Annotated in this window: 25 protein-coding genes; 11 read left to right on the forward strand and 14 right to left on the reverse strand. The window is 57.4% G+C overall.

Annotation, left to right across the window (positions count from 1 at the left end; genetic code table 11):
- Positions 1–32: 32 nt before the first annotated feature.
- Positions 33–1,364: a 30S ribosomal protein S12 methylthiotransferase RimO gene (gene rimO, locus ACK5JN_RS13155; protein WP_416870597.1), complete on the reverse strand. Its 1,332-nt coding sequence runs from the start codon at positions 1,362–1,364 to the stop codon at positions 33–35.
- A gap of 156 nt (positions 1,365–1,520) precedes the next feature.
- Complete coding sequence (locus ACK5JN_RS13160; RefSeq protein ID WP_416870598.1) at positions 1,521–2,669, reverse strand: lipase family protein; 1,149 nt, start codon at positions 2,667–2,669, stop codon at positions 1,521–1,523.
- A 244-nt stretch (positions 2,670–2,913) separates the two neighbouring features.
- Between ACK5JN_RS13160 and ACK5JN_RS13165 the strand changes: the two genes are divergently transcribed.
- On the forward strand, positions 2,914–3,297 hold the full coding sequence (locus ACK5JN_RS13165; RefSeq protein ID WP_416870599.1) for a biofilm formation regulator BssR: 384 nt from the start codon (positions 2,914–2,916) through the stop codon (positions 3,295–3,297).
- Positions 3,298–3,328: 31 nt separating this feature from the next.
- On the opposite strand, the gene ACK5JN_RS13170 is transcribed toward ACK5JN_RS13165, so the two are convergent.
- Positions 3,329–4,570 carry an oligosaccharide MFS transporter gene (locus ACK5JN_RS13170; protein ID WP_416870600.1) on the reverse strand — a complete coding sequence of 414 codons (1,242 nt, stop codon included), beginning with the start codon at positions 4,568–4,570 and terminating at the stop codon, positions 3,329–3,331.
- A 255-nt stretch (positions 4,571–4,825) separates the two neighbouring features.
- On the reverse strand, positions 4,826–5,908 hold the full coding sequence (locus tag ACK5JN_RS13175; protein WP_416870601.1) for a LacI family DNA-binding transcriptional regulator: 1,083 nt from the start codon (positions 5,906–5,908) through the stop codon (positions 4,826–4,828).
- 232 nt (positions 5,909–6,140) lie between these two features.
- On the opposite strand from ACK5JN_RS13175, the gene ACK5JN_RS13180 reads away from it, so the two are divergent.
- A complete protein-coding gene (locus ACK5JN_RS13180) occupies positions 6,141–8,189 on the forward strand; it encodes a beta-galactosidase (protein ID WP_416870602.1) in 2,049 nt (682 codons plus the stop codon).
- Between the two features lie 72 nt (positions 8,190–8,261).
- Here the strand turns inward: ACK5JN_RS13180 and ACK5JN_RS13185 are convergent, their stop codons facing one another.
- Positions 8,262–9,548 carry an ABC transporter substrate-binding protein gene (locus tag ACK5JN_RS13185; protein ID WP_416870603.1) on the reverse strand — a complete coding sequence of 429 codons (1,287 nt, stop codon included), beginning with the start codon at positions 9,546–9,548 and terminating at the stop codon, positions 8,262–8,264.
- Between the two features lie 25 nt (positions 9,549–9,573).
- On the reverse strand, positions 9,574–10,653 hold the full coding sequence (locus ACK5JN_RS13190) for a 1,4-beta-xylanase (RefSeq protein ID WP_416870604.1): 1,080 nt from the start codon (positions 10,651–10,653) through the stop codon (positions 9,574–9,576).
- 145 nt (positions 10,654–10,798) lie between these two features.
- On the opposite strand from ACK5JN_RS13190, the gene ACK5JN_RS13195 reads away from it, so the two are divergent.
- A complete protein-coding gene (locus ACK5JN_RS13195) occupies positions 10,799–11,809 on the forward strand; it encodes a LacI family DNA-binding transcriptional regulator (RefSeq protein ID WP_416870605.1) in 1,011 nt (336 codons plus the stop codon).
- A gap of 5 nt (positions 11,810–11,814) precedes the next feature.
- On the opposite strand, the gene ACK5JN_RS13200 is transcribed toward ACK5JN_RS13195, so the two are convergent.
- Positions 11,815–12,435 (reverse strand): glutathione S-transferase family protein, encoded by a 621-nt coding sequence (locus tag ACK5JN_RS13200; protein ID WP_416870606.1) that lies wholly within the window; start codon positions 12,433–12,435, stop codon positions 11,815–11,817.
- A 232-nt stretch (positions 12,436–12,667) separates the two neighbouring features.
- Here ACK5JN_RS13200 and dacC point away from each other — a divergent pair, with 232 nt between their 5' ends.
- Entirely contained in the window at positions 12,668–13,870 is a 1,203-nt protein-coding gene (gene dacC / locus ACK5JN_RS13205; protein ID WP_416870607.1) for a serine-type D-Ala-D-Ala carboxypeptidase, read from the forward strand.
- Between the two features lie 7 nt (positions 13,871–13,877).
- Here dacC and deoR read toward each other — a convergent pair whose 3' ends face one another.
- Both deoR and ybjG read right to left on the reverse strand, forming a co-directional pair.
- Positions 13,878–14,636: a DNA-binding transcriptional repressor DeoR gene (gene deoR, locus ACK5JN_RS13210; RefSeq protein ID WP_416870608.1), complete on the reverse strand. Its 759-nt coding sequence runs from the start codon at positions 14,634–14,636 to the stop codon at positions 13,878–13,880.
- Between the two features lie 70 nt (positions 14,637–14,706).
- Positions 14,707–15,315, reverse strand: coding sequence for an undecaprenyl-diphosphate phosphatase (ybjG, locus tag ACK5JN_RS13215; protein WP_416870609.1), 609 nt, complete (start codon positions 15,313–15,315; stop codon positions 14,707–14,709).
- Between the two features lie 272 nt (positions 15,316–15,587).
- Between ybjG and ACK5JN_RS13220 the strand changes: the two genes are divergently transcribed.
- On the forward strand, positions 15,588–16,814 hold the full coding sequence (locus ACK5JN_RS13220) for an MFS transporter (protein ID WP_416870610.1): 1,227 nt from the start codon (positions 15,588–15,590) through the stop codon (positions 16,812–16,814).
- Positions 16,815–16,871: 57 nt separating this feature from the next.
- On the opposite strand, the gene ACK5JN_RS13225 is transcribed toward ACK5JN_RS13220, so the two are convergent.
- Together ACK5JN_RS13225 and ACK5JN_RS13230 are read right to left on the reverse strand one after the other, a co-directional pair.
- Complete coding sequence (locus ACK5JN_RS13225; RefSeq protein WP_416870611.1) at positions 16,872–17,684, reverse strand: Cof-type HAD-IIB family hydrolase; 813 nt, start codon at positions 17,682–17,684, stop codon at positions 16,872–16,874.
- Positions 17,684–18,886, reverse strand: a complete 1,203-nt coding sequence (locus ACK5JN_RS13230) for an MFS transporter (protein WP_416870612.1) — start codon at positions 18,884–18,886, stop codon at positions 17,684–17,686. Before ACK5JN_RS13230 ends, ACK5JN_RS13225 begins: the two co-directional genes overlap by 1 nt.
- Positions 18,887–18,967: 81 nt before the next feature.
- On the opposite strand from ACK5JN_RS13230, the gene ACK5JN_RS13235 reads away from it, so the two are divergent.
- Positions 18,968–19,522 (forward strand): TetR/AcrR family transcriptional regulator, encoded by a 555-nt coding sequence (locus ACK5JN_RS13235; protein ID WP_416870613.1) that lies wholly within the window; start codon positions 18,968–18,970, stop codon positions 19,520–19,522.
- On the opposite strand, the gene ACK5JN_RS13240 is transcribed toward ACK5JN_RS13235, so the two are convergent.
- On the reverse strand, positions 19,515–20,312 hold the full coding sequence (locus tag ACK5JN_RS13240) for an SDR family NAD(P)-dependent oxidoreductase (RefSeq protein ID WP_416870614.1): 798 nt from the start codon (positions 20,310–20,312) through the stop codon (positions 19,515–19,517). The genes ACK5JN_RS13235 and ACK5JN_RS13240 overlap by 8 nt on opposite strands.
- Positions 20,313–20,587: 275 nt before the next feature.
- Positions 20,588–22,276 carry an aspartate:alanine antiporter gene (locus ACK5JN_RS13245; RefSeq protein WP_416870615.1) on the reverse strand — a complete coding sequence of 563 codons (1,689 nt, stop codon included), beginning with the start codon at positions 22,274–22,276 and terminating at the stop codon, positions 20,588–20,590.
- Between the two features lie 274 nt (positions 22,277–22,550).
- Here ACK5JN_RS13245 and ACK5JN_RS13250 point away from each other — a divergent pair, with 274 nt between their 5' ends.
- On the forward strand, positions 22,551–22,937 hold the full coding sequence (locus ACK5JN_RS13250) for an inner membrane protein YbjM (protein WP_416870616.1): 387 nt from the start codon (positions 22,551–22,553) through the stop codon (positions 22,935–22,937).
- A gap of 33 nt (positions 22,938–22,970) precedes the next feature.
- Here ACK5JN_RS13250 and ACK5JN_RS13255 read toward each other — a convergent pair whose 3' ends face one another.
- Positions 22,971–23,234, reverse strand: coding sequence for a GrxA family glutaredoxin (locus ACK5JN_RS13255; protein WP_035894505.1), 264 nt, complete (start codon positions 23,232–23,234; stop codon positions 22,971–22,973).
- A gap of 209 nt (positions 23,235–23,443) precedes the next feature.
- On the opposite strand from ACK5JN_RS13255, the gene ACK5JN_RS13260 reads away from it, so the two are divergent.
- From ACK5JN_RS13260 to ACK5JN_RS13275, 4 genes are all read left to right on the forward strand, one after another.
- Complete coding sequence (locus ACK5JN_RS13260; protein ID WP_416870617.1) at positions 23,444–23,722, forward strand: DUF1418 family protein; 279 nt, start codon at positions 23,444–23,446, stop codon at positions 23,720–23,722.
- Positions 23,706–24,428 (forward strand): nitroreductase NfsA, encoded by a 723-nt coding sequence (gene nfsA, locus ACK5JN_RS13265; protein ID WP_416870618.1) that lies wholly within the window; start codon positions 23,706–23,708, stop codon positions 24,426–24,428. The genes ACK5JN_RS13260 and nfsA overlap by 17 nt, the downstream gene beginning before the upstream one ends.
- Before the next feature lie 132 nt (positions 24,429–24,560).
- Complete coding sequence (gene rimK / locus ACK5JN_RS13270; protein ID WP_416870619.1) at positions 24,561–25,463, forward strand: 30S ribosomal protein S6--L-glutamate ligase; 903 nt, start codon at positions 24,561–24,563, stop codon at positions 25,461–25,463.
- A 128-nt stretch (positions 25,464–25,591) separates the two neighbouring features.
- Positions 25,592–26,074, forward strand: coding sequence for a YbjN domain-containing protein (locus ACK5JN_RS13275; protein WP_416870620.1), 483 nt, complete (start codon positions 25,592–25,594; stop codon positions 26,072–26,074).
- Positions 26,075–26,152 lie beyond the last annotated feature (78 nt).

Genomic DNA, 26,152 nt, shown 5'->3' on the forward strand with positions numbered 1-26,152 from the left:
CCTTTCCCCCGCAGGGGAAAGGCATGGATTATTTAGACCAGGCTACCCCACAAATCATACTCGTCGGCGTTTTCCACCTTCACGCGAACCACGTCACCCGGCTTCACTTTCGTTTCGCCGTTCAGGTACACCGCGCCGTCGATCTCCGGGGCGTCGGCCATGCTGCGGCCAATCGCGCCTTCTTCGTCCACTTCATCGATCATCACCAGAATCTCACGACCCACTTTCTCTTGCAGGCGTTCAGCGGAGATCTGCTGTTGCAGCTGCATGAAGCGGTTCCAGCGGTCTTCTTTCACCTCTTCCGGCACCTGATCCGGCAGGTCGTTGGCGGAGGCACCGTCAACCGGGCTGTACTGGAAGCAGCCGACGCGGTCGAGGCGGGCTTCTTTCAGGAAGTCGAGCAGCATCTGGAAATCTTCTTCCGTTTCGCCCGGGAAGCCGACGATAAAGGTCGAACGCAGGGTCAAATCCGGACAGATTTCACGCCACTGTTTGATGCGTGCCAGCTGGCGGTCGACCGAGCCTGGACGCTTCATCAGCTTCAGAATGCGCGGGCTGGCGTGCTGCATCGGGATATCGAGGTACGGCAGGATTTTGCCTTCCGCCATCAGTGGGATCACATCGTCAACGTGCGGATACGGATAGACGTAGTGCAGACGAACCCAGACGCCGAGCTTCGCCAACTGTTCACACAGGCTTTCCATGCTGGTTTTCACCGGCTCGCCGTTGTGGAAACCGGTGCGATGCTTCACGTCTACGCCGTAGGCGGAGGTGTCCTGCGAGATCACCAGCAGCTCTTTCACGCCCGCGTCGACCAGCCGTTTCGCTTCGGCGAGCACTTCGCCAATCGGGCGGCTGACCAGATCGCCACGCATCGACGGGATGATGCAGAACGCGCAGCGGTGGTTACAGCCTTCGGAAATTTTCAGATAGGCGTAGTGGCGCGGCGTCAGCTTCACGCCCTGTTCCGGCACCAGGCTCAGGAACGGGTTGTGCTGCGGTTTTGGCGCATAGTGATGCACGTGCTCCAGCACCTGCTCGTAGCTGTGCGGACCGGTGATTTCCAGAACCTTCGGGTGCACTTCGCGAATTTGATCTTCTTTGGCACCCAGGCAGCCGGTCACGATGACCTTACCGTTTTCTTGTAGCGCTTCGCCGATGGCTTCCAGGGATTCCTGGACCGCGCTGTCGATAAAACCGCAGGTATTAACGATGACCATATCGGCGCCATCGTAGGTTGGCACCACGTCATAACCTTCGGTGCGCAGCTCGGTAAGGATGCGTTCAGAATCGACCAGGTTTTTCGGGCAGCCTAAAGAAACAAAGCCAATCGTCGGTTGGCGATGAGGGGTGTTATTGGACATATCTACATTGCTCAAAAAATGGGGCTAAGAAAAGCGGGGATTATATCCATGACGCCATAAAAACGATACGCCAATAATACGCTTCGTGCGTGTGAATGCAGGCCTGAAAAAGCACCTGCATTCTTTGCCGCACGTTAACTTCAGCGCGGTGGAATCTTACGGTTTCTGCACTGCCTCACTGCGCAACAGAAAAGGAACGGAATCGCGCAGCGATGGGTTGACGGCGCCGCTGTGATCAAGCCCTTCATAAACATGCACTTCCGCCTGCGTACCTGCCGCTTTGACGGCGTCGGCAAAACGCATTTGCATGGCGGTTGGCACGTTGATATCCACGCTGCCAATGCCGATAAAGACCGGGTGCGGAATATTCAGGGTCGGGTACAGCATGGTGTTGATGCCATTGCTTAACACGGATTCTATTGCGGGTTTGAGCGTGTTGCTGGCGTTAAGACCGGCCTGCATGGTTTTTTGCGTCAGCGGCGTGATGCACAGGGTTTTGGCCTGTTCCAGCAGAGGCAGCGCGCCGGCCTGGAAATAATCTTCCGCCTTCAGCGATGGGTTGGCGTCGGCGGCGGCAAGGTAGATATAGAAGATATACGGGATTTTAGGATCCGCAGCGTTCGGATTCCCCCCTTGTACCGGCGGCAGAATATCGGCGGCGGTAGTGCCGGTGGCAAAATACGGTGTTCCGGTTAAAACGGTGGCGCGGATGTTCAGCTCAGGGGCGTACTGAGGCTGGAATCCGGCGCTGGAGAACGCCGCGTGGGCACCCTGCGATTGGCCAACCAGAATCAGGTCATTTTTCAGCGGGAACTGGCGCAGCGCGGCGCGAACGCCATCCAGGATGCTCCACGCTTCTCCGCGCGCGTTCAGATAATGGTGTACCCCTTCTGACCCCAGACCGGCGTAGTCGGGGGCGACAATGGCATAGCCCAGCGAAAGCCAGGTGTTGAGATACTGCTTATCCCGCGCGGTACGTTCGTTGAGCGAGGGCGCGCACTGCTCGGCCACGCCAACGGTGCCGTGTGCCCAGACCACCACAGGCCATCCGCCTTCCGGTGCCGTCCCTTGCGGAATAAATACCGCCGCGGAATCCACGCGCGGCGTGTGCCCATCGACGCCGCTGCGTGAAGGGTAATGGATCAGATACTGCTGTGCGGCTTCGCTAAGCCCGTGGCTGGCTGCCAGGGCGGCGGCGGTGTCCTGGTTTTTGGCCTCCGTCGTGGCGGCAATCGCCGGGGAGAGGCTCGCGGACAACAGCATTAATGCAGACGCGGTCACCCGCAGTCTTTCCTGAAATAACATACACAATATCCTTTTCTGTACTCTGACTCGTTACAGTGTAGTCGCCGGTGAGTGAACGCAGGGTCAATGAAAGGGGGATACCGGGGAGGAACGCAGCGCGGGCGTAGCTCAGGGATATCAATCATTTGAGGTTGTTTGATTGTTAAAAATGTTGCTAATGATGAATTATTGATATCGCGCAGCATTTTGTACGTTAATTAATCTCATAATGATAATGCCAATGGGTGGCAAGGGAGGTAAATGCATGACGGAAAGCAAACTGAAACGCAAACTGGTGAGGCGGCTCATCAACGCGCGAATTGACCTTGATGCCTATTTGCAGCTGAGAAAGGCAAAGGGGTATATGTCAGTCGGTGAAAACGATCATCTGCGTACTAACCTGCTTGAACTGTGCAGCGAGCTGCGCGATAACGCGGTAGCCTTGAAGCTGTGCACTTCGCTGACCGAACTGGAACTGATGCGGCAGGCGGGCGAGGCGATGGCCTCTGCTGCGGTTTGCCTGATGAGCGGGCGCTATGATTGCCCCTCTTATATTGCGGTTAACGTAGAGACGCTCGATCGCTGCCTGGCGGCGTTGACGAAAAGCATTCGTAAGCTGGATGCTGAGTCCTCTGTGGCTCAGGTCTGAAACCAGGGGGACGTTCGTCCCCCTGTCCTGATTATCCTGCCTGGGTTGTCCCCTCTGGTTGCGCGGCGATGGGCTTCTCCGCACGTGCATCCCGTAGCGTGAAGACGGAAAGCAGCGTAAAGCAGCCGGCAATCGCGCCCAGAATAAGATAGGTATCGGCAAAGCCAATCGTGTCATACAGATAGCCGGCAATCGGCGAGTAGATGGCGGTGGCGATTGAGGCCACAAATAGCACCAGCAGGTAGACCGTTGACAGTAGCTTGTTGTCGAAGTTGGCGGAGATAAATTTAAATACCGATACCAGAATCAGCGGTTTTTCAATGGCGTGCAGCATTTTCACTGCGGCAATCCATACCGGCCCGAGCTGGACGGCAGAGCCCGCGATACGGACCGACATGATCGTGCCAGCAATAATCAGCGCCCATTTGGCCCCCGTCCGGTTAACAAACCATGGCATCAGGCACAGGAACAGCGTCTCACCGCACACCTGAATGGATGCCAGGATGCCGTACCAGTGGTTGCCTTCTTCTTTTGTTGGGAACTGCATCGAGAAATACTGGGCGAACTGCTGATCGTAGGTGTCGTAAATCTGCGTGACGAATAGCGTGAAGATCAGCAGCATCCAGAACTGACCGTTTTTTGCCAGCTCCAGCGCGTGAACCGCTTTTAGCGAGTTGGTTTTCTGGATCTCCGCATCGGTCAGCTCAATTTTGGTCATCATAAAGCACAGCGCCGCCACCACGATAGCGCAGCTTGCCAGCCAGAAGGAGAGGTTGGGCAGCGTATCGATATATCTGCCAACGATCCACGCCGCCGCCGCCCAACCTAGCGAACCCCACATTCGTACGCGGCCATACTCGAAGCCGTAACGGCGGGAAATTTTGTCGATATAGGAGTCGATCACGCCGCAGCCAGAGTTAAAGATAATACCGAGATAAACCCCGCCCAGAACGGCCCCAAGCCAGAAGCTATGCGTCAGTAAAGGGGCGTAGACATAGATAAAGAACGGCCCGACGGGCAGCAACAGGGCGACAATAATCCAGATAAGCTGTTTTTTCAGGCCAAACTTATCGGAAATAAAGCCAAAGAACGGCTGCATCAGCAGCGCGATAAAGGCGTTGATGGAATAGAGCAGCCCGGTTTGTGTGGCGCTAATGCCGAGATGTTGGGTGGTCCAGATAACGAAGAACGCCATGGTTGAAGACCAGGCGAACAGGTACAGAAAATCGAAAATGCTGAGCAGAATATAATTACGCTTGCCGGGTAGTAGCATCGCCACATCCTCATCAAATATCAGATCATTCTCCAGGCACAGGGTGATGCCATGGTGTCCACTGAAAATTGTTTTGGTATGTCTTGTTGTTAAAATGTCATACGTTAACAATTTCTGTTTTAATCTGACATCCGAACGCTATGGACAAGCAATGCCCATAGCGATTAATTGCGATTTGATTCACATATCTGGATGTGTTTTCGTTTTGATTAGCGATAAAGATCACTTAATCAATTTTGGGAACGTATAACTTTTTTATCTTTTTGCCGTCAGCTGATCGGCCAGCGCCCGTAGCGTTTCGGCAATATCCTGGAGATTGGTTTCAGGGCTGTGTAGCGGCCCGGCGGAATGACGAACGACTAAACGGCTGGGCAGGATCGTCGAGGCGCGCGCAGCCAGCGGCGAGTCTGCTGATTGCAAAAGCTGCTGTACCGCCATTTTTCCTTGTAAATCAAAATCGATGGCGACGGTGGTTAACGCGGGCTCGAAGAAGGCGCTTTCATAGGTGTCGTCATAGCCAATCAGTGAAATATCCTGGGGAATTTTACGTTTATGCTGGTGCAGGGCGCTGAGCGCACCTAACGCCATTTGGTCATTGGCTACCAGCAGGGCGGTCACCTGCGGCGTTTCTCGCAGCATTTGCAGCGTTGCCAGATAGCCACTCTGCGCATCCCACTGCCCGTGGTGTACCGCCAGCGGGCTGATTTGATAAGACGCAAGCGTGTCGCGCCAGGTGTTCAGGCGCAGGCGTGCGGGCACAGAGTCTTCCGGCCCTGAAAGCAGACAGTACTGGCGGTGGCCCAGATCGTAGAGATATTTGACGCTGGCGCGTGCGCCTTCAGCGGGATTAAAGGTGACGTTGAAAACCGAGCTATATGGGTCAACGTCCAGAAACAGGCACTGTACGTCGGGGTTCTCGTCGACGAGGCTTTCGGCTACCGGGGTCTCGAGTGGAGCATTGATGATGATGCGCTCAACGCGTTGCGATTTCAGTTCATTGATGGCGTGCTGAATAGCGTCGTCGTTGTCGTCATCAATCATTGAAATCAACACCTGATATCCCTGCTCTCCGGCGTATTTCTTCACCGCAGCGGCAATCTGCGACGGCGCATGCAGCGCCAGCGACGTGGTCACCAGCCCCAGCGTTTTGCTCTCTTTGCCCACCAGCTGCTGGGCCACGCGGTTCGGGACATATTTCAGTTCCGCTATCGCCAGCTCGATCTTCTTACGGGTTTTTGCCGACACGTTTGCCGAATTGTTCAGGACGCGGGAGACGGTCTGATAAGAGACATCGGCGTGACGCGCCACATCCGCGAGGGTTGCTGCTTTGGTTTTCATACTCGCCCCATCAAAAGTTTGTTCCAGTATACCCGAGCCGTTGTTGGACGTATCACTTATGCGCACATTGCCGAAGCCGCTAGCGGTGTATTTGCTGCATAACGCCTCGAAAACGCGTGGGGAGTCACATTTTTTAGTGCTTCTGGTTGCAGCAGAAGGGGGAAGGCGCGTAGAAGTCTCGGTATGTGAACGAATAACATTTTTTGTCTTGCTATGACATAAAGGAGCCGACATGGACAAGCATCTGCCGATAAACCCTCGCGCGCCGTGGCTTTTGCACGGTGCCGATTACAACCCTGAACAATGGCTGCATGTACCGGGGATCCTCGAGCAGGATATCGCGATGATGCAACAGGCGGGCTGTAACGTGATGTCGGTGGGGATTTTTAGCTGGTCAGCGCTGGAACCTACGGAGGGATGCTACACCTTTGAGTGGATGGATACGGTGCTGGATAAGCTCCACGAAGGCGGCATTTCCGTCTTCCTGGCGACGCCGGGCGGCGCAAAGCCGGCATGGCTGGCCGCGCGTTATCCAGAAACGTTACGCGTTAGCGCCGATAGAGTGAAAGCGCTGCATGGCGGGCGTCATAACCACTGCCCCTCTTCGCCGGTGTATAAGGAAAAAGTGACGCAGATAAACCAAAAATTGGCGCAGCGCTATGCGCACCATCCCGCGCTATTGGGTTGGCACATTAACAATGAATATGGCGGCGAGTGCCATTGCGAACGCTGCCAGCAGGATTTTCGCGATTGGCTTAAGGTGCGGTATCAAACGCTGGATGCGTTAAATCACGCCTGGTGGACCGGATTCTGGAGCCACACCTACAGCGACTGGTCGCAAATTGAATCCCCCGCGCCGCAAGGAGAGATGTCCAACCACGGGCTGAATCTCGACTGGCGACGCTTTGTCACTTCGCAGGTGAAAGCGTTCTATCAGACAGAAGTTGCGCCGCTGAAAGCCGAGCGCCCTGAGCTACCCGCGACAACCAACTTTATGTGGTATTTCAACGATTATGATTACTGGCAGCTTAAAGATGTGGTGGATTTTGTCAGCTGGGACAGTTACCCCATGTGGCATAAGCACGAGGATGAGCGAACGGTAGCCTGTAAAACGGCGATGTATCATGATCTGATGCGCACGCTTAAAGGCAAGCCGTTCGTACTGATGGAGTCGACGCCCAGCCAGACCAGCTGGCAGCCCACCAGCAAGTTAAAGAAGCCGGGAATGCATATTCTCTCTTCGCTTCAGGCTGTCGCCCACGGTGCTGATGCCGTGCAGTATTTTCAGTGGCGTAAAAGCCGTGGTTCCATTGAAAAATTCCACGGTGCCGTTGTTGACCATGTTGGTCATCTCAACACCCGTACCGGGCGCGAAGTGACGCGTCTGGGGGAGATGTTAACGACCTTAAGCCCGTTGGTGGGGGCAAAAACTCAGGCGAAAGTGGCGATCGTCTTTGATTGGGAGAACCGGTGGGCGGTAAACGATGCCGCCGGGCCGCGCAACTGCGGCATTCACTATGAGCAAACGGTGGTCGATCACTATCGCCCGTTCTGGGAGCAGGGGATCGCCGTCGATGTTATTAATGCCGATTGCGATCTCTCCGGCTATGCGCTGGTGATAGCGCCCATGCTGTATATGGTGCGTGACGGTTTTGCTCAACGCGCGGAGGCATTCGTTCGCGAGGGGGGATATTTTGTCACTACCTACTGGTCGGGGATTGTCAATGAGACCGATCTCTGTCACCTCGGCGGCTTCCCCGGCCCGCTGCGTCCGCTGCTCGGCGTCTGGGCGGAGGAGATTGATAGCCTCACGGACTCACAAAGCAATGAGGTTGAAGCGCTGCCGGATAGCGGTTTGCGGGGGCGCTGGCGGGCGCGTGAGCTGTGTGAGGTGATTCATCCGCAAGGCGCGGAGGTCCTCGCCTGTTACACCGATGATTTCTATGCTGGCTACCCGGCACTGACGCAAAACCTCGTCGGCAAAGGCAAGGCTTTTTATGTGGCCTCCCGTAATGATGATAATTTCCATCAGGCCTTTACCGCGATGCTGGTTAAGGCCTTAAAGCTGCCGCGCGCGCTGGAGGCGAATCTGCCCACGGGCGTTGTCACTACCCGACGTACAGACGGCGAGTGGGAGTGGATATTTGTGCAAAACTACACCGACCGTGAGCAGAGCATCGCATTGGCCGATCGGTTCCACAATGCGGTGTCGGGCGAACGGGTGGAAAATACAGTGATGCTGGCGGCGTGGGGCTGTGAGGTGCTGGTGCGGGCATTGTAGCGCTGATAGCGTTCGTCGGCCCGAGCGACAACCGTCGCCCGGGCAAACATCAGTAGCGTCGAAAAGCCTCCGTTAGCGCATAATCCGCCGCAAAATGCGGTTCGCCTGCTCCTCAAACTCGGTGGCGGCCTGGTCAATCGTTGCCTTGCCGTAATCGATACTTTGCAGCGCGGCGCTGAACAGCGCGCCAAACTGCGGATCTTCCAGATACGGCAGCGCCTTCGATTTATTCGGCAGCGATGCGGACTGCAGCAGCCCGGAAATCACCGGGTCGTCGTCGGTCAGCAGCCCCGCGTCGCGCAGGATTTTCTCGCCCGATTTGCTCAGCGGCACGCCGCGCTCCAGCGCCACAGGAATAACGCCTTCTTTCTCGCTCATCAGGAAGTTAATCAGCGTGGCCGCTTCCTCCGGGTGGCGGGTGTTTTTGCTGATAGACAGCATCAGCGCCGTTTTATGGAACTGACCGGCGTCTTTCGCGCCTTCGCGCATCGGGTACGGCCCCATGACCAGATCCGACGGATTGGCGAGGTTCTGCGACTCGGCGGTGTACAGCACGTTCCAGTTATAAACGCCGCCCCATTCGCCGTTAATCCACGGCTTCATCTCGTAGGGCACGCCTTTTCCACTCGACGCCATGGTACGTGCGTCCTGTACCGCGTGGGCTTCGACCAGCTGGCGATAGAAGGTGAAGGCCTCGACCAGATCGGCGTGATTCCAGCCGAGCTTGCGGGTTTTCTCATCCACCATCGGTTTCTGGTTGCCCTGATAGACGTACGAGTTCAGCAGCAGCAGCGCGTCCTGCTCGGTGAGGATTAGCGGGAAATAGTTATCTCCCAGCTTCTCCTTGAACACCGGCCCGGCTTTCAGCAGCGCCTCCCAGGAATCAGGCAGGTCGACGCCCGCTTTTTTCCACGTTGCCGCGTTGTAGTAAAACAGCATCACGTTGGCAGAAACCGGGATAGCGTTGACCTTGCCGTTCACCGTGGTGCTGGCCAGCGACTCGGGAGAAAACTGATCGAGACCGATCGGCTTTGCCAGCTTGTTGAGATCGTAAAAACCGTCGCCGGTTTTCGACAGCAGCGTCAGCCAGTTCCAGTTAGTCTGGATCACGTCGGCTTCGGTATTGCTGTTGATCTGGGTGGTCAGGCGCGAGTAGAAGCCGTCCCAGCCGGTGTATTCTGCCTTCACTTTGATATTGGGGTATTTGGCCTCAAACGCTTCCAGCGCTTTTAAGGTCGCCTGGTTACGGGCTTTGCCGCCCCACCAGGCAAAACGGAGTTCCACCTGATCGGCGCTATGCGCGATAGGCATCGCGCCGAAACTGCAGCAGGCAAGCAGGAACAAGAGTGACTTTTTCATGGATGAATCCTCCGTGTAAAAAGAGTTAGCGGGACTGCCGACGCCAGCGGGTTAAACCTTTCACCAGCTGCATTTCCTGCTCGCACCACGGCTTGCCGTCTGGCGTTAAAACGTCGTGGAACCAGAGCGACTGCGGATCCGGGTGGTTTTTATTGACGCTGGTCCACGGGATCCAGGTCTGAGTGCGGCCCTGCACCAGGCCCCACTGGTAGCAGCCGGTATCAAAGGCGCAAAACAGCGGGAGCTGCTCGCTAAAGACGCAGTCCATATGGCGAGCCAGCCACTCGGTACACAGGATGGGCCGATTGCGCGCGGTCAGGCTTTCCAGCACGCTCAGCTGACGGGCGGCGGTGTTGTAGTTGTGGTAGGTGATGATGTCCGACAGATCCATCGCGGCGCTGTCGATCGGGTGCTCCAGCGTGCCGTATTTCTCGTGATCGATATGCCAGGCGCCGACGGTTAGCGGCTGCGTTGGGCCCACGTCGCGCGCCCAGCCAAAGGTGGCAATCATCAGCTCCAGCGCGAAGCCTTCCAGCGCTTCGCTGTACTCCATCGATTCCGTCGGTGAGAGGTTGATCCCACGGTTGCCCGGTTCGTTGTAGAGATCCCAGATGGTGATGCGCGCGTCGTCCTTAAAGCGGGTCAGCACGTCGCGCACGTAGGCTTCCACGCGCGGCCATTGTTGGGGATCCATCACGATGGCGCGGCCGGGGCTGGCGGCGGCCTGGCTGTTGTGGACGCCCTCACGGGGCGGCTTTTGCGGGCCGAGGTACGGCTCGTCGCCGGAGAAGCCGCAGTCGTCCATCAGCGTCAGCATCACCTGAATGTTGTGCTTCGCGGCGAGGGCGAGGAAGGTGTCGATTCGCGCCAGCAGGCCGTCACGATCCGCTTCCCAGACGATAAACGGCAGGTTGGTGCGCAGGGCGTTGTAGCCGTACTCCTGCGCCCAGCCTAATTCCTGATCGATCGTTGTGGCGTCGAAAGTCTCGGCCTGCCACATTTCCGTCCAGTTCACCGCGCTGCGCGGCAAATAGTTAAAGCCACAGGCCCAGCCGTGCTGCTGAAACCACGCTTGCGCCTGAGATTCGGTCCATTGCGAATGCATTTCTGTTTCTCCATCACTAATAATTATTAGCTAATATTTATTAACTGGTGAGGGCTACGCAATCCCAAAGCTGCCATTCTGCTGGGCTGTTCACAAAAAAAGCGGGGGATAACTGTGGTATAGTCGGCGGCGTCAAGGAGTAATCATGCAGAAAAAAAATAAGATAACGATGAGTGATATCGCCAGGGAAGCCGGTGTTTCTCAGGCCACCGTTTCGCTGGTGCTCAATAATAGCCGGGCGATTCGCCTGAGCGACGCCACGCGCGAGCGGGTGTACGCCGCCGCGCAGGCGCTGGGCTATCAAAAAATTATCGTGCCGCACCGTCAGGACGGGCAGGAGGAGATTGCGCTGCTGCTGTGCGGTATGCCGAACTACGATCCTTTTGTCGATGCCATCAGCGAGGCCAGCAGCACCGCGTGGCAGCGCGATACGCTGCTGACCGTCTACGACTACGGCGATGATATGGAGCTGGCCGGGCAGATCCTGCGTCAGCTGGAGCAGCGCAACTGCGCCGGGGTGATCCTCGCCAGCTCGGTGACGCGCTCTTTTGATTTTTCGCCCTTTGAGGCGCTGCTGAATAAGCCGGTAGTGCTGCTAAATCAGTACGATCCTAACCGCCCGCTGCTGCCGACGTTCCTGCCGGACGACCGGGCCAACGCCTGCCAGACGGTTAACCATCTGCTGGCACAGGGGGTGACGCGCATCGCGCACATCATGGGCGATGAGTGGATGGACGCCAGCGTGCTGCGCCTGGAAGGATATCGGCAGACGCTGGAACAGGCGGGCATTGCGGTTGATGAGGCGCTGATCAAACAAACGGATTGGTCGCTGGACGCCACCTTTAAAGCCACGCTGGAGCTGATGCGCCTACCGCAGCCGCCGCAGGCCATTTTCTGCGCCAGCGACTGGATGACGCTCGGCTGCTATCAGGCGCTGGCCACTCTAAACGTGTCGATTCCGGAAGACGTGCTGGTGTGCGGTTATGACGATCAGCGGATTGCGCATCAGCTGACCCCTGCGTTGACCAGCGTGCAGTTGGCCTACAACGAGCTGGGCAGAATGGCGGTGAGCTACCTGTGCGATGGCGACGATACCGCCGCGCATATCCGGCTGGTGGGGAAACTGCAGGTGCGCGGCAGCAGCCTACGCACCTGAGTCAATTAGCTGACCGGGATCATCACCACGTCGCGAAACGCCGGGCGATCGGCTAGCTGCTGATACCAGCGCGCCAGGTGCGGGTGCGGCTGCCAGGTTTTGACGGTTTCCATCAGGTTATAGACGAACGGCGCCACGGCAATATCGCCCACGCCGAACGTCTCGCCGGAGAGCCACGTCTGTTTCGCCAGCGTGTCGTCCAGAATGGCCAGCAGCGGCTCGCAGGCTTCGATTGCCGCTTCGATCTCCGCCATATTGCGCTGTTCCGCCGGGGTTCTCACCAGCCCGAACAGAATCTTACGATGCACCGGCGACAGGGTTTCGTTGGCCCAGTCCATCCATTTTTCGCTTTTCGCGCGCTGAATCGGCGAGGCCTGCCACAGGCTCTCGGCACCATACTGCGCCGCCAGATAGCGCACGATGGAATTGGACTCCCACAGCACATCGTCACCGTCTTTCAGCATCGGCACCAGGCCGTTCGGGTTGAGCGCCAGGTAAGCCGCGTCGCGGTTTACGCCAAAGTTCTGGCCGGCCATAATCTGCTCGTAGGGCAGCTTGAGTTCGGCCAGCGTCCAGCGCACTTTCTTCACGTTCGTTGAATTATTTCGTCCCCACAGCGTAACCATAACCACTCCCGTTTTTTTAGCGAAGGTTCAATGTGCGGCAAAGTAAACGGATACGCAATCTTGATCAAAAAAAATGTCAGGTTTTAAGCACAAGTTGGGGATCTTGCGTAAACTTAAAAAACTTTACCAACTCACTGTTTCTTTGAGAGAGTTTCTACGTTATTACTCACGGCCTGGTGCAGCACGGCACTGTCGTGGCGTGTTTTTGGGAATGGATACTTGGGTGGTTTTTATGATGTGTAACGCTAGCTCCTTCAAGAGCCTGATGGCAGGCTCAGCGCTCTTACTTTTGATTGCACCGGCGGTGCAGGCGGCGGAGCAGATGCCCGCGGCGCCCGCTATCGACGCGCGCGCATTTATATTGATGGACTATGCCAGCGGCAAGGTGCTGACCGAAGGCAACGCCGATGAGAAGCTGGATCCGGCCAGCCTGACGAAAATTATGACCAGCTACGTGGTCGGCCAGGCGCTGAAAGCAAACAAAATTAAGCTGACCGATATGGTCACCATCGGCCGCGACGCGTGGGCCACCGGTAACCCGGCGCTGCGCGGTTCGTCGGTCATGTTCCTCAAGCCGGGCGAGCAGGTCTCGGTTGAAAACCTCAATAAAGGGGTGATTATCCAGTCGGGCAACGACGCCAGCATCGCCATCGCCGACTATGTCGCCGGTAGCCAGGACTCCTTTGTGAGCCTGATGAACGGCTACGCGCAGAAAATTGGCCTGACGAATACCACCTTTAAAACCGTTCACGGCCTGGATGCGCCGGGGCAGTTCAGCACCGCGCGCGATATGGCGCTGCTGACCAAAGCCATGATTCACGATGTGCCGGAAGAGTACGCGGTACATAAAGAAAAAGAATTTACCTTCAATAATATCCGCCAGCCGAACCGCAACCGCCTGCTGTGGAGCACCAACCTCAACGTTGACGGCGTGAAAACCGGGACTACCGCGGGCGCAGGTTACAACCTGGTGTCGTCGGCCACTCAGGGCGATATGCGCCTGATTGCCGTGGTGCTGGGCACCAAGAGCGACCGCGTGCGTTTTAACGAGTCGGAAAAGCTGCTGACCTGGGGCTTCCGCTTCTATGAAACCGTCACCCCCATTAAGCCGGATGCCACCTTCGTCAGCCAGCGCGTATGGTTTGGCGATAAAAGCGAAGTCAATCTGGGGGCAGGGGAAGCCGGTTCCGTTACTATTCCGAAGGGCCAGCTGAAAAACCTGAAGGCCAGCTTCAGCCTCACCCAGCCGCAGCTGACCGCGCCGCTAACCAAAGGGCAGGTGGTGGGCACCATTGATTTTAAACTCAATGACAAAACCATCGAACAGCGCCCGCTGATCGTGATGGAAGCGGTCGAAGAGGGCGGGTTCTTTAGCCGGATGATGGACTTCGTGCTGATGAAGTTCCACGAGTGGTTCGGCAGCTGGTTCTCTTAATACCTGATTAATACAGCAGCGAGATTTGCTGCTGTTTCGCCAGCGTCACCAGCTCTTCATCTGGGCAGGTGTCGCTGGCAATCACATCAAAGCGCGTCAGGTCACCCATGCGGGCCGGGCGTACCTTGCCAAACTTGCTGTGATCCGCCACCAGCACGTGGTAGCGCGCCTGGCGCATCGCCCAGTGTTTCACCGGCAGCTCTTCCAGATTAAAACAGGTTGCCCCCATCTCAATGTCGATACCCGCTGCGGAATAAAACGCGATGTCCGGGCACAGGTGCGACAGCGTATCCTGCTCGCTCAGCGGTTTGAAAATGGCGTTGCTGGCGTGGAACTCGCCGCCGCAGAGGATCGGCCGACAGTGGGGCTTGTCCTGCAGCGCGAGGAAGGTGTTGAGGGAGTAGCAGACGGCGGTAAAAGGCAGGTCGTTATCAATGGCATCGATAATCCACGGCGTGGTGGTGCCGCAGTCGAAAAACGCCATCTGGTGCGCCTTCAGCAGCTTTGCCGCGTGGCGCGCCGCCCGCTTCTTTTCATCCACCAGGCGGGTTTTCTGGTCGCTCAGTAAGTAGTGCGGCACGCTGCGCGGTTCCAGCACCACGTAGCCGCCCAGCAGCACGACCGGCCCGCTTTCGCTATTAAGATCGCGACGAATCGTCATTTCAGAAACGCCAAGCAGCGCCGCCGCTTCTTTAAGATGCAGCTTATCGCTACGTTTCAGTGCCTGAATCAGTTGACCAATTCGCTCGTCGCGTCGTGTTTCCATAGTGCCTCTGGTGGACATGCCCCGGCCACGATGCCGGGGTCAACGCGGTATTTTACCTGCGAGCGCACGGCTAGTCACGCACCCAACCCTTGCGGATGGGCAGGGAGAAGATAATACGGTGAAGCTGCTGCAGGCGCGGATAAACCGTCGCGCCACTGTACTGCCACAGCATTTGTGCCACCAGGCAGCCGACGAGGCCGCTGAGGAAACCGCCGAGCATATCCATCGGCCAGTGCACGCCCAGGTAAACGCGGGACCAGGCAATCGCCACGCCCACGATCATCAGAACCAGCCCGGACCACAGACGATGCCAGAACAGGAATGCCAGCGCGAAGGTGAAAATCACCGTGCCGTGGTCGCTTGGGAAGGAGTTATCCGGCGCGTGATGCAGGAAGGTATGGCCAACGTTCTCCACAAACGGACGCTCGTGCGGGAACAGCTGGCCAATCGTCCACGACAGCATCAGGCTGACGGCAATCGCCAGCGCTACTTTGATAACCAGATGGCGCTGAGCATGCACCTGTTTACGTTCGCCCCACAGCCACATGGCGGCGGCGAGCAGCGGAACAATCAGTATCAGATCCTGGGCGATGAAGGTCGCCAGGGCGATTTCCCACGCCGCCGAGGCGGGGGTGGCGTTGATGAGCAAAAACAGCGAGTTGTTCAGGTTTTCCAGCATAACGTTCCGGCTTAATAGATGACGTTTATATGACAGCTACCTTAAAAAGCCTGGCCTGGAGCGTAAAGCGGCATTGTCTGATTCCCGCTACTAACACACAAGTCTCTGAAATTAAGGTGGCATATCGCATGGCGTAGAGTATAGCGTCCACTACCTTAAGCCAATCTTAACGACATCAATTTGTGCGAAATTGTTGAGACACGTGATAATTCACTATCACCACTACCGCGCATTGATTAAACTTGCGCGTTTTTATAATGGATGCGAGTCATATGGACACTTCCTCTTCTTCCCGGAAACGCTTAGGGCGCAAGGCGATTCTGTTCCCGCTTTGCCTCGTGCTGTATGAGTTTTCTACCTATATCGGCAACGATATGATCCAGCCCGGCATGCTCGCGGTGGTGAAGGAATTCAACGCTGGCGACGAGTGGGTGCCAACCTCCATGACCGCCTACCTTGCCGGCGGCATGTTCCTGCAATGGCTGCTGGGGCCGCTGTCGGACCGCATTGGCCGCCGCCCAGTGATGCTCACCGGGGTTATCTGGTTTATCGTGACCTGCCTGGCGATTTTGCTGGTGCAGAATATCGAACAGTTCACCTTCCTGCGCTTTTTACAGGGCGTGAGCCTGTGCTTTATCGGCGCGGTGGGCTATGCGGCAATTCAGGAGTCGTACGACGAGGCGACCTGTATCAAAATAACCGCCCTGATGGCCAACGTGGCGCTGATTGCGCCGCTGCTGGGGCCACTGGTGGGGGCCGCGTGGATCCACGTCGCGCGCTGGGAAGGGATGTTTGTGCTCTTCGCGGCGCTGGCCTATATCGGGCTGCATAAAGAGATGCCGGAAACGGCGACCCGCCTTGGCGAGAAGCTGTCGTTAAAAGAGCTGGGGCGCGACTATCGTGAAGTGCTGAAAAACGGCCGCTTCGTGGCGGGCGCGCTGGCGACGGGGTTTGTCAGCCTGCCGCTGCTGGCGTGGATTGCCCAGTCTCCGGTTATTATTATCAGCGGCGAGGGGGCCAGCAGCTATGAATACGGCCTGTTGCAGGTGCCGATTTTTGGCGCGCTGATCCTCGGTAACCTGGTTCTGGCGCGGCTGACGTCACGCCGGACGGTACGCGCGCTGATCGTTGCCGGCGGCTATCCGATCATGTTTGGTCTGCTTCTGGCCGCCGCCGCGACGGTGGTGTCGTCCCACGCTTATCTGTGGATGACCGCCGGGCTGAGCTTCTACGCCTTCGGGATTGGCCTGGCTAACGCCGGGCTGGTGCGCCTGACGCTGTTCGCCAGCGAGATGAGCAAGGGGACGGTCTCTGCGGCGATGGGCATGCTGCAAATGCTGATCTTTACCGTTGGCATTGAGCTGAGTAAACACATGTACGTGCTGGGAGGCATTGGCTTATTCAGCCTGTTCAACCTGGCCGCTGGCCTGCTGTGGCTGGTGCTGATGGTGATGTTCCTGCGGGATAAAACGGTCGGTAGCGGCCTGCAGCCGCAGTAGTCAGTGCGCCTCTTCCGGGCAACGATGAGAACCCGGAAGAGGCAGAATCCTGCTCAATCAGGCAAACGGCGCTTCGCCGTTTAACACCTTATCAATAATCTCCAGCACCCCTTCGTCGTTATTGTGCGCCGCGCGATAATTCGCCACCGCTTTCACCGCTTCCGACGCATTGGCCATCGCAAAGCCGTAGCCCGCCTGCTTCAGCATTTCGATATCGTTGCCGCTGTCGCCGAACGCCACCACCTCTTCGTCACCAATGCCCCAGCGCGCCTGAAGCAGGCTCAGACCGTGGGCTTTATGCACGCCGGGAATAATCAGGTCGATGCTGCCGTGGCCGGTGGTGACCGCGGTGAGCATATGGCCGAGCTGGTTATCCAGCAGCGTCTGCATCTGCGGCACTTTGTCGTCCGGGATGTTCAGGGCGAATTTGAGGATGGTATCGTCGAGGTTATCGAAGTTTTCCACCAGTTCCAGACGATGGTAGTAGTGCACCGCGATGTCGTGGAAGCGCTGGTCGTAGTGCTTCAGCGTGTAGGCGCTCTGCTTACCGCAGGCGATAATTTCAATTTCCGGGCGCGTTTGCAGGAACGCCACAATCTGCTGGAAGTGGTCACGCGGCATTGAACAGTTGAAGACATCCTCACCCGCGTCGCGGACCCAGCCGCCGTTTTCGGCGACGAAAGCAATTTCATCGACAATCTCCGGGAAGAACGACGCCAGCTGGTAATACTGGTTGCCGCTGGCCACCACGAAGCGGATCTGCTGGTCTTTCATCCGCGCATACTGCTGACGAAAGCGCTCGCGGTTATAGGTTTTCTTGTCGCTTAAAAACGTGCCATCCATGTCGACAGCGATCAGTTTAACGCTCATCAATGACTCTCCATTACAACGCGGGGCTCGGGTTTAGCCACCGCTTTCGCCACCAGAGCGGCAATCAGAACCAGCGCCAGAACGGCCAGCATTGCGCTGCGCAGACCGTAATGTTCGCCGAGGAAGCCGAGCAGCGGCGGCCCGACCAGGAACGCCAGATAGCCGGTCGTGGCGACGACGCTCACGCGGGTTGGCGCATCCGGGCCGGTATCGCTGGCGGCGGAAATGGTCAGCGGGAAGCCAAGCGATGCGCCCAGTCCCCATAGGATAACCGATACGCCAGCCACCCAGGCGCTATCGACAAAAATAATCAGCGCAATACCGAGCGCCCCCATCAGTGCGCTGGCGCGCACCACGGCGACGCGGCTGTAACGGTCGATAAACCAGCCGCCGGTAAAGCGCCCGACGGTCATCCCCAGCGTGAACCCGGCATAAATCAGCGAGCCGGAAGTCGGGCTGAAGCCGTGGCCGTCGACCATCAGCAGCGGCAGCCAGTCGTTGGCAGACCCTTCGGCGAACGCCATCGCCAGCACCACCACGCCAATCAGCATCAGCTGCATATCGCGCCAGAACGGCAGGCCTTTTTCCTGATGCTGGGCATCTTCCGCCGCGTTTTTACCCGTGCCGTCGGGAATGGCTTTAATGGCGATAGCGATAGGCGCAATGCCCACCAGCGCTGCCAGCAGGATGTGCCACATTGCCGGTAAACCGAAGGCGGTGACCGCCATGCCGACCCCGGCGCCGACCAGCGTGCCGAAGCTGTAAAAACCGTGCATCATCGGCAGCACGGTTTTTTTCATTTCGCGCTCGACCGCCGCGCCTTCAACGTTAATCGCCACCTCAGCCGAGCCGAAGCTCGCGCCAAAGATGGCGAGGCCAATGGCAAAGATCCACGCGGAGCTGAAGTGCAGCGCCAGGCTGAGAATCATCATCCCGAAGATGGCGCACGACATGGTGGTGCGAATAACCGCGCGGGTCCCGAATCGTTTCACCAGAAAGGCGGAGCAAAGGATGCCGCTCATCGAGCCAATCGACAGGCCAAACAGTACGATGCCCATCTCGGCGGTAGAAACCGATAAAATATCGCGGATCGCCGGGGTACGCGTAGCCCAGGAGGCCATTAATAAACCGGGTAAAAAGAAGAACATAAAGAGCGCCCACATCCGCAGTTGCAGGGCTTTACGGGAGGTTAACGTTGTCATCCATTCGCGTCGGGTCGGAAAGTGTGCAGACAACACTAACAAGGTTGTGTACATTTGTACATAACTTGAATGAGGAGAATTATGGCTCGCCGACCGAACGATCCGCAGCGCCGGGAGCGCATTCTGGATGCCACGCTGGAGACTATCGCCACGCACGGCATTAGCGCGGTCACGCACCGTAAAATCGCCCTTTGCGCCGATGTGCCGCTGGGGTCGATGACCTACTATTTTGCGGGCATTGATGCGCTGCTGGGCGAGGCGTTTCGCACCTTCACCGAGCGCATGTCGGAAGAGTACGCGGGATTTTTCGCCGGGGTGACCACCACCTCCGAAGCCTGCGATGCCGTGGCCGGCATTATCTTCAGCAGCCAGGTGACCACGCCGAAAAACATGACCCTGATGTACCAGCTTTACGCGCTGGCGAGCAGCACGCCGTCGATGAAGGCGATCATGCAGAGCTGGATGCAACGCAGCCAGCAGACGCTGGAGCAGTGGTTCGACCCGGCGACCGCCCGCGCGCTGGATGCGTTTATTGAAGGCATGACCCTGCATTTTGTCACCGACCGCCAGCCGCTGGCGCGTGAAGCGATCCGCAAAATGGTGGGGCGCATTGCCGGGGAGAATCCCGCTAGCTAAAGGTCGCGCCTGCGGTGACGTTGACCACTGTCGCGGTCATCGCGCCGGCGGCATCGGCAGCCAGAAAGGCGATCACTCCGCCCACCTGCTCAAGCGTCGGCAACTGCTTGAGCATCGTCCCTTGCGCCGCGCCGCCCAGCCATTCATCCACCGTAAGCTCCATCGCCTGCGCCTTCTGGCGAAAGATTTCGCCGGTATACGATCCCGCTTCTACCGCTCCGATAATCGCGTGTGAACGCACGCCGAGCACGCGGATATTGCGCGGCCCCAGCTCGCTCGCCAGCGCTTTAATAAAGGACTCCATGGCGGCACAGCCCACGATATGCCCCAGATGCCCCGGCATCGCCATGGCGGCGGCCGGTGCGACAACGGTCAGCATCACCCCCTGACGGCGGCCGCCGAGATAGGGCGCGGTGGATTTGGCGATAATAAACTGGGCTGCCAGAAACGGATCGATACCCTGCCTGAACTCGGCAAGGGGGAGCCGCTCCAGATGTTTTCCCTGCTGATGCATAAAGCCGGTGGCGTTAACCACGATGTCGATCCCGTGCGCCTGCTCGGCCAGTTGCGCAACCCGCCGCTGTGTCGCCTGTTCGTCGAGTACATCAACGGTCAAGGTGCTGACGGTGCCGCCCTGGGCGCGAACGCTTTCTGCCACCGCGTCGAGCTTCTCCTGATGACGGGCCGCGAGATGCACCAGCGCCCCCTCACGCGCCATGGCATGCGCCACCGCGCCGCCAACGGCACCGCTGCCGCCGAAGATAATCGCGACTTTACCTGCTAATAACATAGGTCACCTCGTGATTCGGTGCGTGTTCTTTCAGTATGGAATAGGGGGGAGGGGATGCAAGCGAAGCGGTTTTAAGCTATTGATTTTTCTTGGTGTAACTGAATTTCAGGCAACAAAAAACCCATCAACCTTGAACCAAAGATGGCGGGGTTGATGGGCTCCACAAAATGGGGACATCAAAGAAAAGCAGTGGCACTAATTAAGACTCGCGCCTGATGGAAAAGTTCTGCGTTGCGCAAAAAAAATTTATCTTTTCTTTGTTTCCCCTGTCAGGGCTAGCCGCCTAGCCCCGGCCAGATGATGATAATGAGCGTACCGGCGAGGGTTAACAGCACGTTAGCGATCGCGTAGGTGCCCGCATAGCCGAGCGCCGGAATGTTGCTGCGCGCGGTGTCGCTGATAATTTCCATCGCCGGCGCGCAGGTACGTGCGCCCATGATGGCGCCGAACAGCAGCGCGCGGTTCATGCGCAGCACGTAGGCACCGAACAGGAAGCAGATAACCACCGGGATCAGGCTGACGAACAGACCGGCGACCAGCATCTGGCCGCCAACCACGCCGAGGCTATTGCCAATGCCGCCACCGGCGCTTAAGCCAACGCCCGCCATAAACACCATCAGGCCAAACTCTTTCACCATGTTCAGCGCGCCCTGCGGGATGTAGCCGAAGGTAGGGTGGTTGGCGCGCAGGAAGCCGAGCATGATGCCCGCAAACAGCAGCCCGGCGGCGTTGCCGACGCCGAAGCTAAAGTTGCTGAACTGGAAGGTGATCATACCGATCATCAGGCCCACGATAAAGAAGGCGCAGAAGGCCAGCAGATCGGTCACCTGGCTGTGGATGGAGATGAAGCCGATGCGGTCGGCGACGGTTTTTACGCGGCGCGCGTCGCCGCTGACCTGCAGCACATCACCTTTATTGAGCACGATGTTATCGTCGATCGGCATTTCAATCTGGCTGCGGATCACGCGGTTGAGGAAGCAGCCGTGGTCGGTCAGCTTCAGCTGCGCCAGGCGGCGGCCCACTACGTTGTGGTTTTTGACCACGATCTCTTCGGTGACGATGCGCATGTCCAGCAGGTCGCGGTCGAACACCTCTTTACCGTTACGGAAGCTGGGGTCCAGGCGGGCGTGAGCGTCCGGGTAGCCGACCAGCGAAATTTCATCGCCCATTTGCAGCACCGCGTCGCCGTCCGGGTTAGCCAGAATGCCGTTGCGGCGGATACGCTCGATGTAGCAGCCGGTCTGGCGATAGATGCCCAGTTCGCGCAGATTTTTGCCATCGGCCCACGCCACCAGCTCTGGCCCTACGCGATAGGCGCGGATCACCGGCAGATAGACTTTACGATTGGTGTCGGTGTCCAGACCGCGCTCGCGGGCAATCTGCTGGGCGCTGGTTTGCAGGTCCTGATGCTGGAATTTTGGCATGTAGCGCGCGGCGACGATCAGGCTGACCAGGCCAATCAGGTAGGTCAGGGCATAGCCGAGGCTCAGGTGATCCTGCGCCTGCGCCAGCAGGCTGCCTTCCATGCCGGAGTGGCGTAGCGTATCTCCCGCGCCCACCAGTACCGGGGTGGAGGTCATGGAGCCGGCGAGCAGACCCGCCGTCAGGCCGATATCCCAGCCGAAGAGCTTACCGAGGCCCAGCGCAATCAGCAGCGCGCTGCCGACCATCACGAGCCCCAGCATCAGATAATTTTTACCGTCGCGGAAGAAAATAGAAAAAAAGTTGGGTCCGGCTTCAACGCCAACGCAGAAAATAAATAGCATAAAGCCCAGGTTTAGCGCATCGGTGTTAATACTAAAGTGCTGCTGCCCTAATAAGAGGGAGACGACTAAAACGCCAATGGAATTACCAAGTTGGATTGAGCCCAGACGTAATTTGCCAAGACAAAGCCCCAGCGCTAATACCACGAATAATAACAGGATGTTATTCCCGTTTAACAAATCTGCGACGTTTATATTCACGGAATCTAACTTATCGTTTACCAGTAACGTGTTGAAAGAAATGGCTATTTGGTCTACTGTTGACCAAGGGCGATGGTTGGCTTGACGCTATCCTGTACCCAAAAAATAACCAGAAAATAGCGGTCAGTAGTTTAATCGTTCCTGAAAGCTACGGCTAGCAACAATCGCTTTTAGCACCGAAGTGTTTTGGCAAGGAAAGCCAAAAACTTTATCTGACTGGGCGTCCTTAAGGGCGGTGAATGGGGTTTGATAGAGCGTTTTTCAGGAGATGTGTGTGAAAACTGAACGCGGTTGGCTCGGTATAATTTGCTGCTTTATCCTTTTTATAGTGGTCTTTTTTTCACTGGTTCTGCATGTGAAGGGCGCGTTTCGCGCTTCCGGAAATCCTGAACTGGGCCTGCTGTTTTTTATTATTCCAGGCGCCGTATCCAGCTTTATCTCTTCGCGTCGTCGGGTCATGCTGCCGCTGGTGGGCGCGATTCTGGCCGCGCCGCTGTGCCTGCTGCTGACACGACTATTTTTAGAGAATCACGGCTCTTTCTGGCAGGAGCTGGCATGGCTGTTCAGCGCTATCTTCTGGTGTGCGCTCGGCGCGCTATGCTATCTGTTCGTCAGCTCCATGCTGCACGACAAACGCCGGGAAGACAAACGCCCGCTTTAAGGGCGGGCGTTGTGCAACGGTCAGCGGAGCGAATCAGGCAAACAGGCCCAGATTCTCTTTCGCCCACGCTTCAAAATCGGTGCAGCCGCCGATGTGTTTCTGATCGACGAAAATCTGCGGCACGGTCTCAACCGGTTTACCCACCGTTTTTTCCAGATCGGCCTTGGTGATGCCTTCCGCGTGGATATCCACGTAACGGTAGTTAAAATCGTCACGCTCCTGAGTCAGTTTCTCCGCCAGCTCTTTTGCACGAACGCAGTAAGGGCAGCCCGGACGACCAAAAATTACGGTAAACATAGTGTCTCTCCTCAAACGAGCGGGATAATCAACGTGCCTGTCGGCGAATGGCGCTTATCATGCCGCGCCGGACGCCCGCGGGAAAGAAGGTTGTGCCTGTTGCTCTGATTCATCAAGGCTATGTTTGGCTAATTATTTTTTACCCGCTTACCGTTATACTCGACGTAAATTGGCTATAAAAATACGCGCAAGGTTCACAGGAGGAGAGGATGCGTTCGCTGGGAGCATTACCGAAAAGCGTTTTAATTCTGGAGACCATCGGCATGATCGTGCTGGCGGTGGCATGGCTATCGCTGAATCAGTACGTGACGCTGCCCGAGCCGTTTGCCAGCCCGCTGGCGGCGGTGGTGATGATCTTCGTCGGAATTGCGCTGATGCTGCCTGCCGCTGGCGTGCTGTTTCTCGGGATTGCTCGTACCGTAGCGCCGCAGCTGATGAATCCTGACCCGTCGCGAAAAAAGGAAAACAAAGATGACACCGACCATTGAGGTTCTGCTTAACCATCGCTCCATTCGTCAATTCACCGATGAGCCGATTAGCGAGGAGCAGCGTCAGGCGATTATCGCCAGCGCCCAGGCGACGTCCAGCTCCAGCTTTTTACAGTGCACGTCAATTATCCGCGTTACCGATAAGGCGCTGCGCGAGCAGCTGGTTGGCCTGACCGGCGGTCAGCAGCACGTGGCGCAGGCGGCGGAGTTTTGGGTGTTCTGCGCCGACTTCAACCGTCACTTACAGATTTGCCCGGATGCCCAGTTGGGCCTGGCGGAGCAGCTGCTGCTGGGCGTGGTGGATACCGCGCTGATGGCGCAAAACGCGCTGACGGCGGCGGAATCGCTGGGGCTGGGCGGCGTGTATATCGGCGGCCTGCGCAATAACATTGAAACGGTGACCGAGCTGCTGGGGCTGCCGAAGCACGTGCTGCCGCTGTTTGGCCTGTGCCTGGGCTGGCCGGCAAGCCATCCGGATCTCAAGCCGCGCCTGCCCGCTTCGCTGCTGGTGCATGAAAACCGCTATCAGCCGATGGATAGCGAAGTGCTGGCGCAGTACGACGAACAGCTGGCGCAGTATTATCTGTCGCGCAGCACCAACGCGCGCCGCGACACCTGGAGCGACCATATTCGCCGCACGCTGATTAAAGAAAATCGACCGTTTATCCTGGACTATCTGCACAAGCAGGGCTGGGCGACGCGCTAAGAAACGCGTCTTTCGTCGGCCCGATAAACGCAGCGTTAGCGGGCCGAATCTTTGTCAGGGCGCATACATTCGGCCACGGTAAAGCGGTATGATACGCCGGCTTTTTTTACGGTCTTTTTGGAGAGGTAAAGGGTGAAAATCGCCATTTTATCCCGGGATGGAACGCTCTACTCGTGCAAGCGCCTGCGCGAGGCAGCCCTTCGCCGCGGCCATATCGTCGAAATACTCGACCCGCTTTCGTGTTACATGAATATCAATCCGTCGGCTTCGTCCATTCACTATAAAGGGCGTCAGCTGCCGCATTATGACGCGGTGATCCCGCGTATCGGCTCGGCCATTACCTATTACGGTATGGCGGCGCTGCGCCAGTTTGAAATGCTGGGCAGCTACCCGCTCAACGAGTCGGTGGCGATTACCCGTGCCCGCGACAAGCTGCGTTCGCTGCAGCTGCTGGCGCGGCAGGGGATCGATCTTCCCGTGACCGGCATTGCCCACTCGCCGGATGATACCAGCGATCTGATCGACATGGTCGGCGGCGCGCCGCTGGTGGTGAAGCTGGTGGAAGGCACTCAGGGGATTGGCGTCGTGCTGGCCGAGACGCGGCAGGCGGCGGAGAGCGTGATTGACGCCTTTCGCGGGCTGAACGCGCATATTCTGGTGCAGGAGTACATCAAAGAGGCCAAAGGGCGCGATATTCGCTGCCTGGTGGTGGGCAATCAGGTGGTGGCGGCCATCGAGCGCCGGGCGAAGGAGGGCGATTTCCGCTCTAACCTGCATCGCGGCGGCGTAGCGACCGTCGCCGATATCACCCCCGCCGAACGCGAGATTGCGATCAAAGCCGCACAGACGTTGGGCCTTGAGGTGGCGGGCGTGGATATCCTGCGCGCCGCGCGCGGTCCGCTGGTGATGGAAGTGAATGCTTCGCCGGGGCTGGAAGGCGTGGAAACCACCACCGGGGTGGATATCGCCGGGAAAATGATCGCGTGGATCGAGCGCCAGGCGCATCCTGGTTTTTGCCTGAAAATCGGTGGTTAGTGCGGCTTTCATGGTATGTACGGCTATTTTTGCGTAAGCTATAGACCAATCGGCTACTCTGGCCGGGCTGTGTCCCGGCCGTTAGTGTTTTATGAAATGTTACTTTACCGCATGAGGTCATAGGCAATATGGATTCTCTCGTCGTCCCGAGCCTGGATACGTTACGTCAGTGGCTCGACGAAATGGGCATGAGCTTTTTTGAGTGCGACACCTGTCAGGCGCTGCACCTGCCGCATATGCAAAACTTTGATGGCGTCTTCGATGCCAAAATTGACCTCATTGATAACGTCGTGCTCTTCTCGGCGCTGGCCGAGGTTAAGCCGTCCGCGCTGCTGGCGCTGGGGGCCGATCTGTCGGCGATTAACGCCAGCTCGCTGACCGTGAAAGCGTTTCTTGATATGCAGGATGATAATCTGCCAAAGCTGGTGGTTTGCCAGTCTTTATCCGCCGCGGTGGGGATTAGCTTTGAACAGTTTGCCGCCTTCGTGCAGCAAAGCGAAGAGCAGGTCTCGATGGTGATCCTGGAGGCGTTTGCTCATCAGCTGCTGTATAAGGCAGAGGAAGACGAAGAGCAGCCGCCGGAAGATATCCAATACCATTTTCTTCACTAATCCTTCCCGCTAAATAGCGCAGTCACTGCCATGGTGGCTGCGTATTACACGCTTTTATTCTTCATTTAACCTATTTTT

This window comes from Kluyvera sp. (assembly GCF_047971185.1).
Lineage (GTDB): Bacteria > Pseudomonadota > Gammaproteobacteria > Enterobacterales > Enterobacteriaceae > Kluyvera.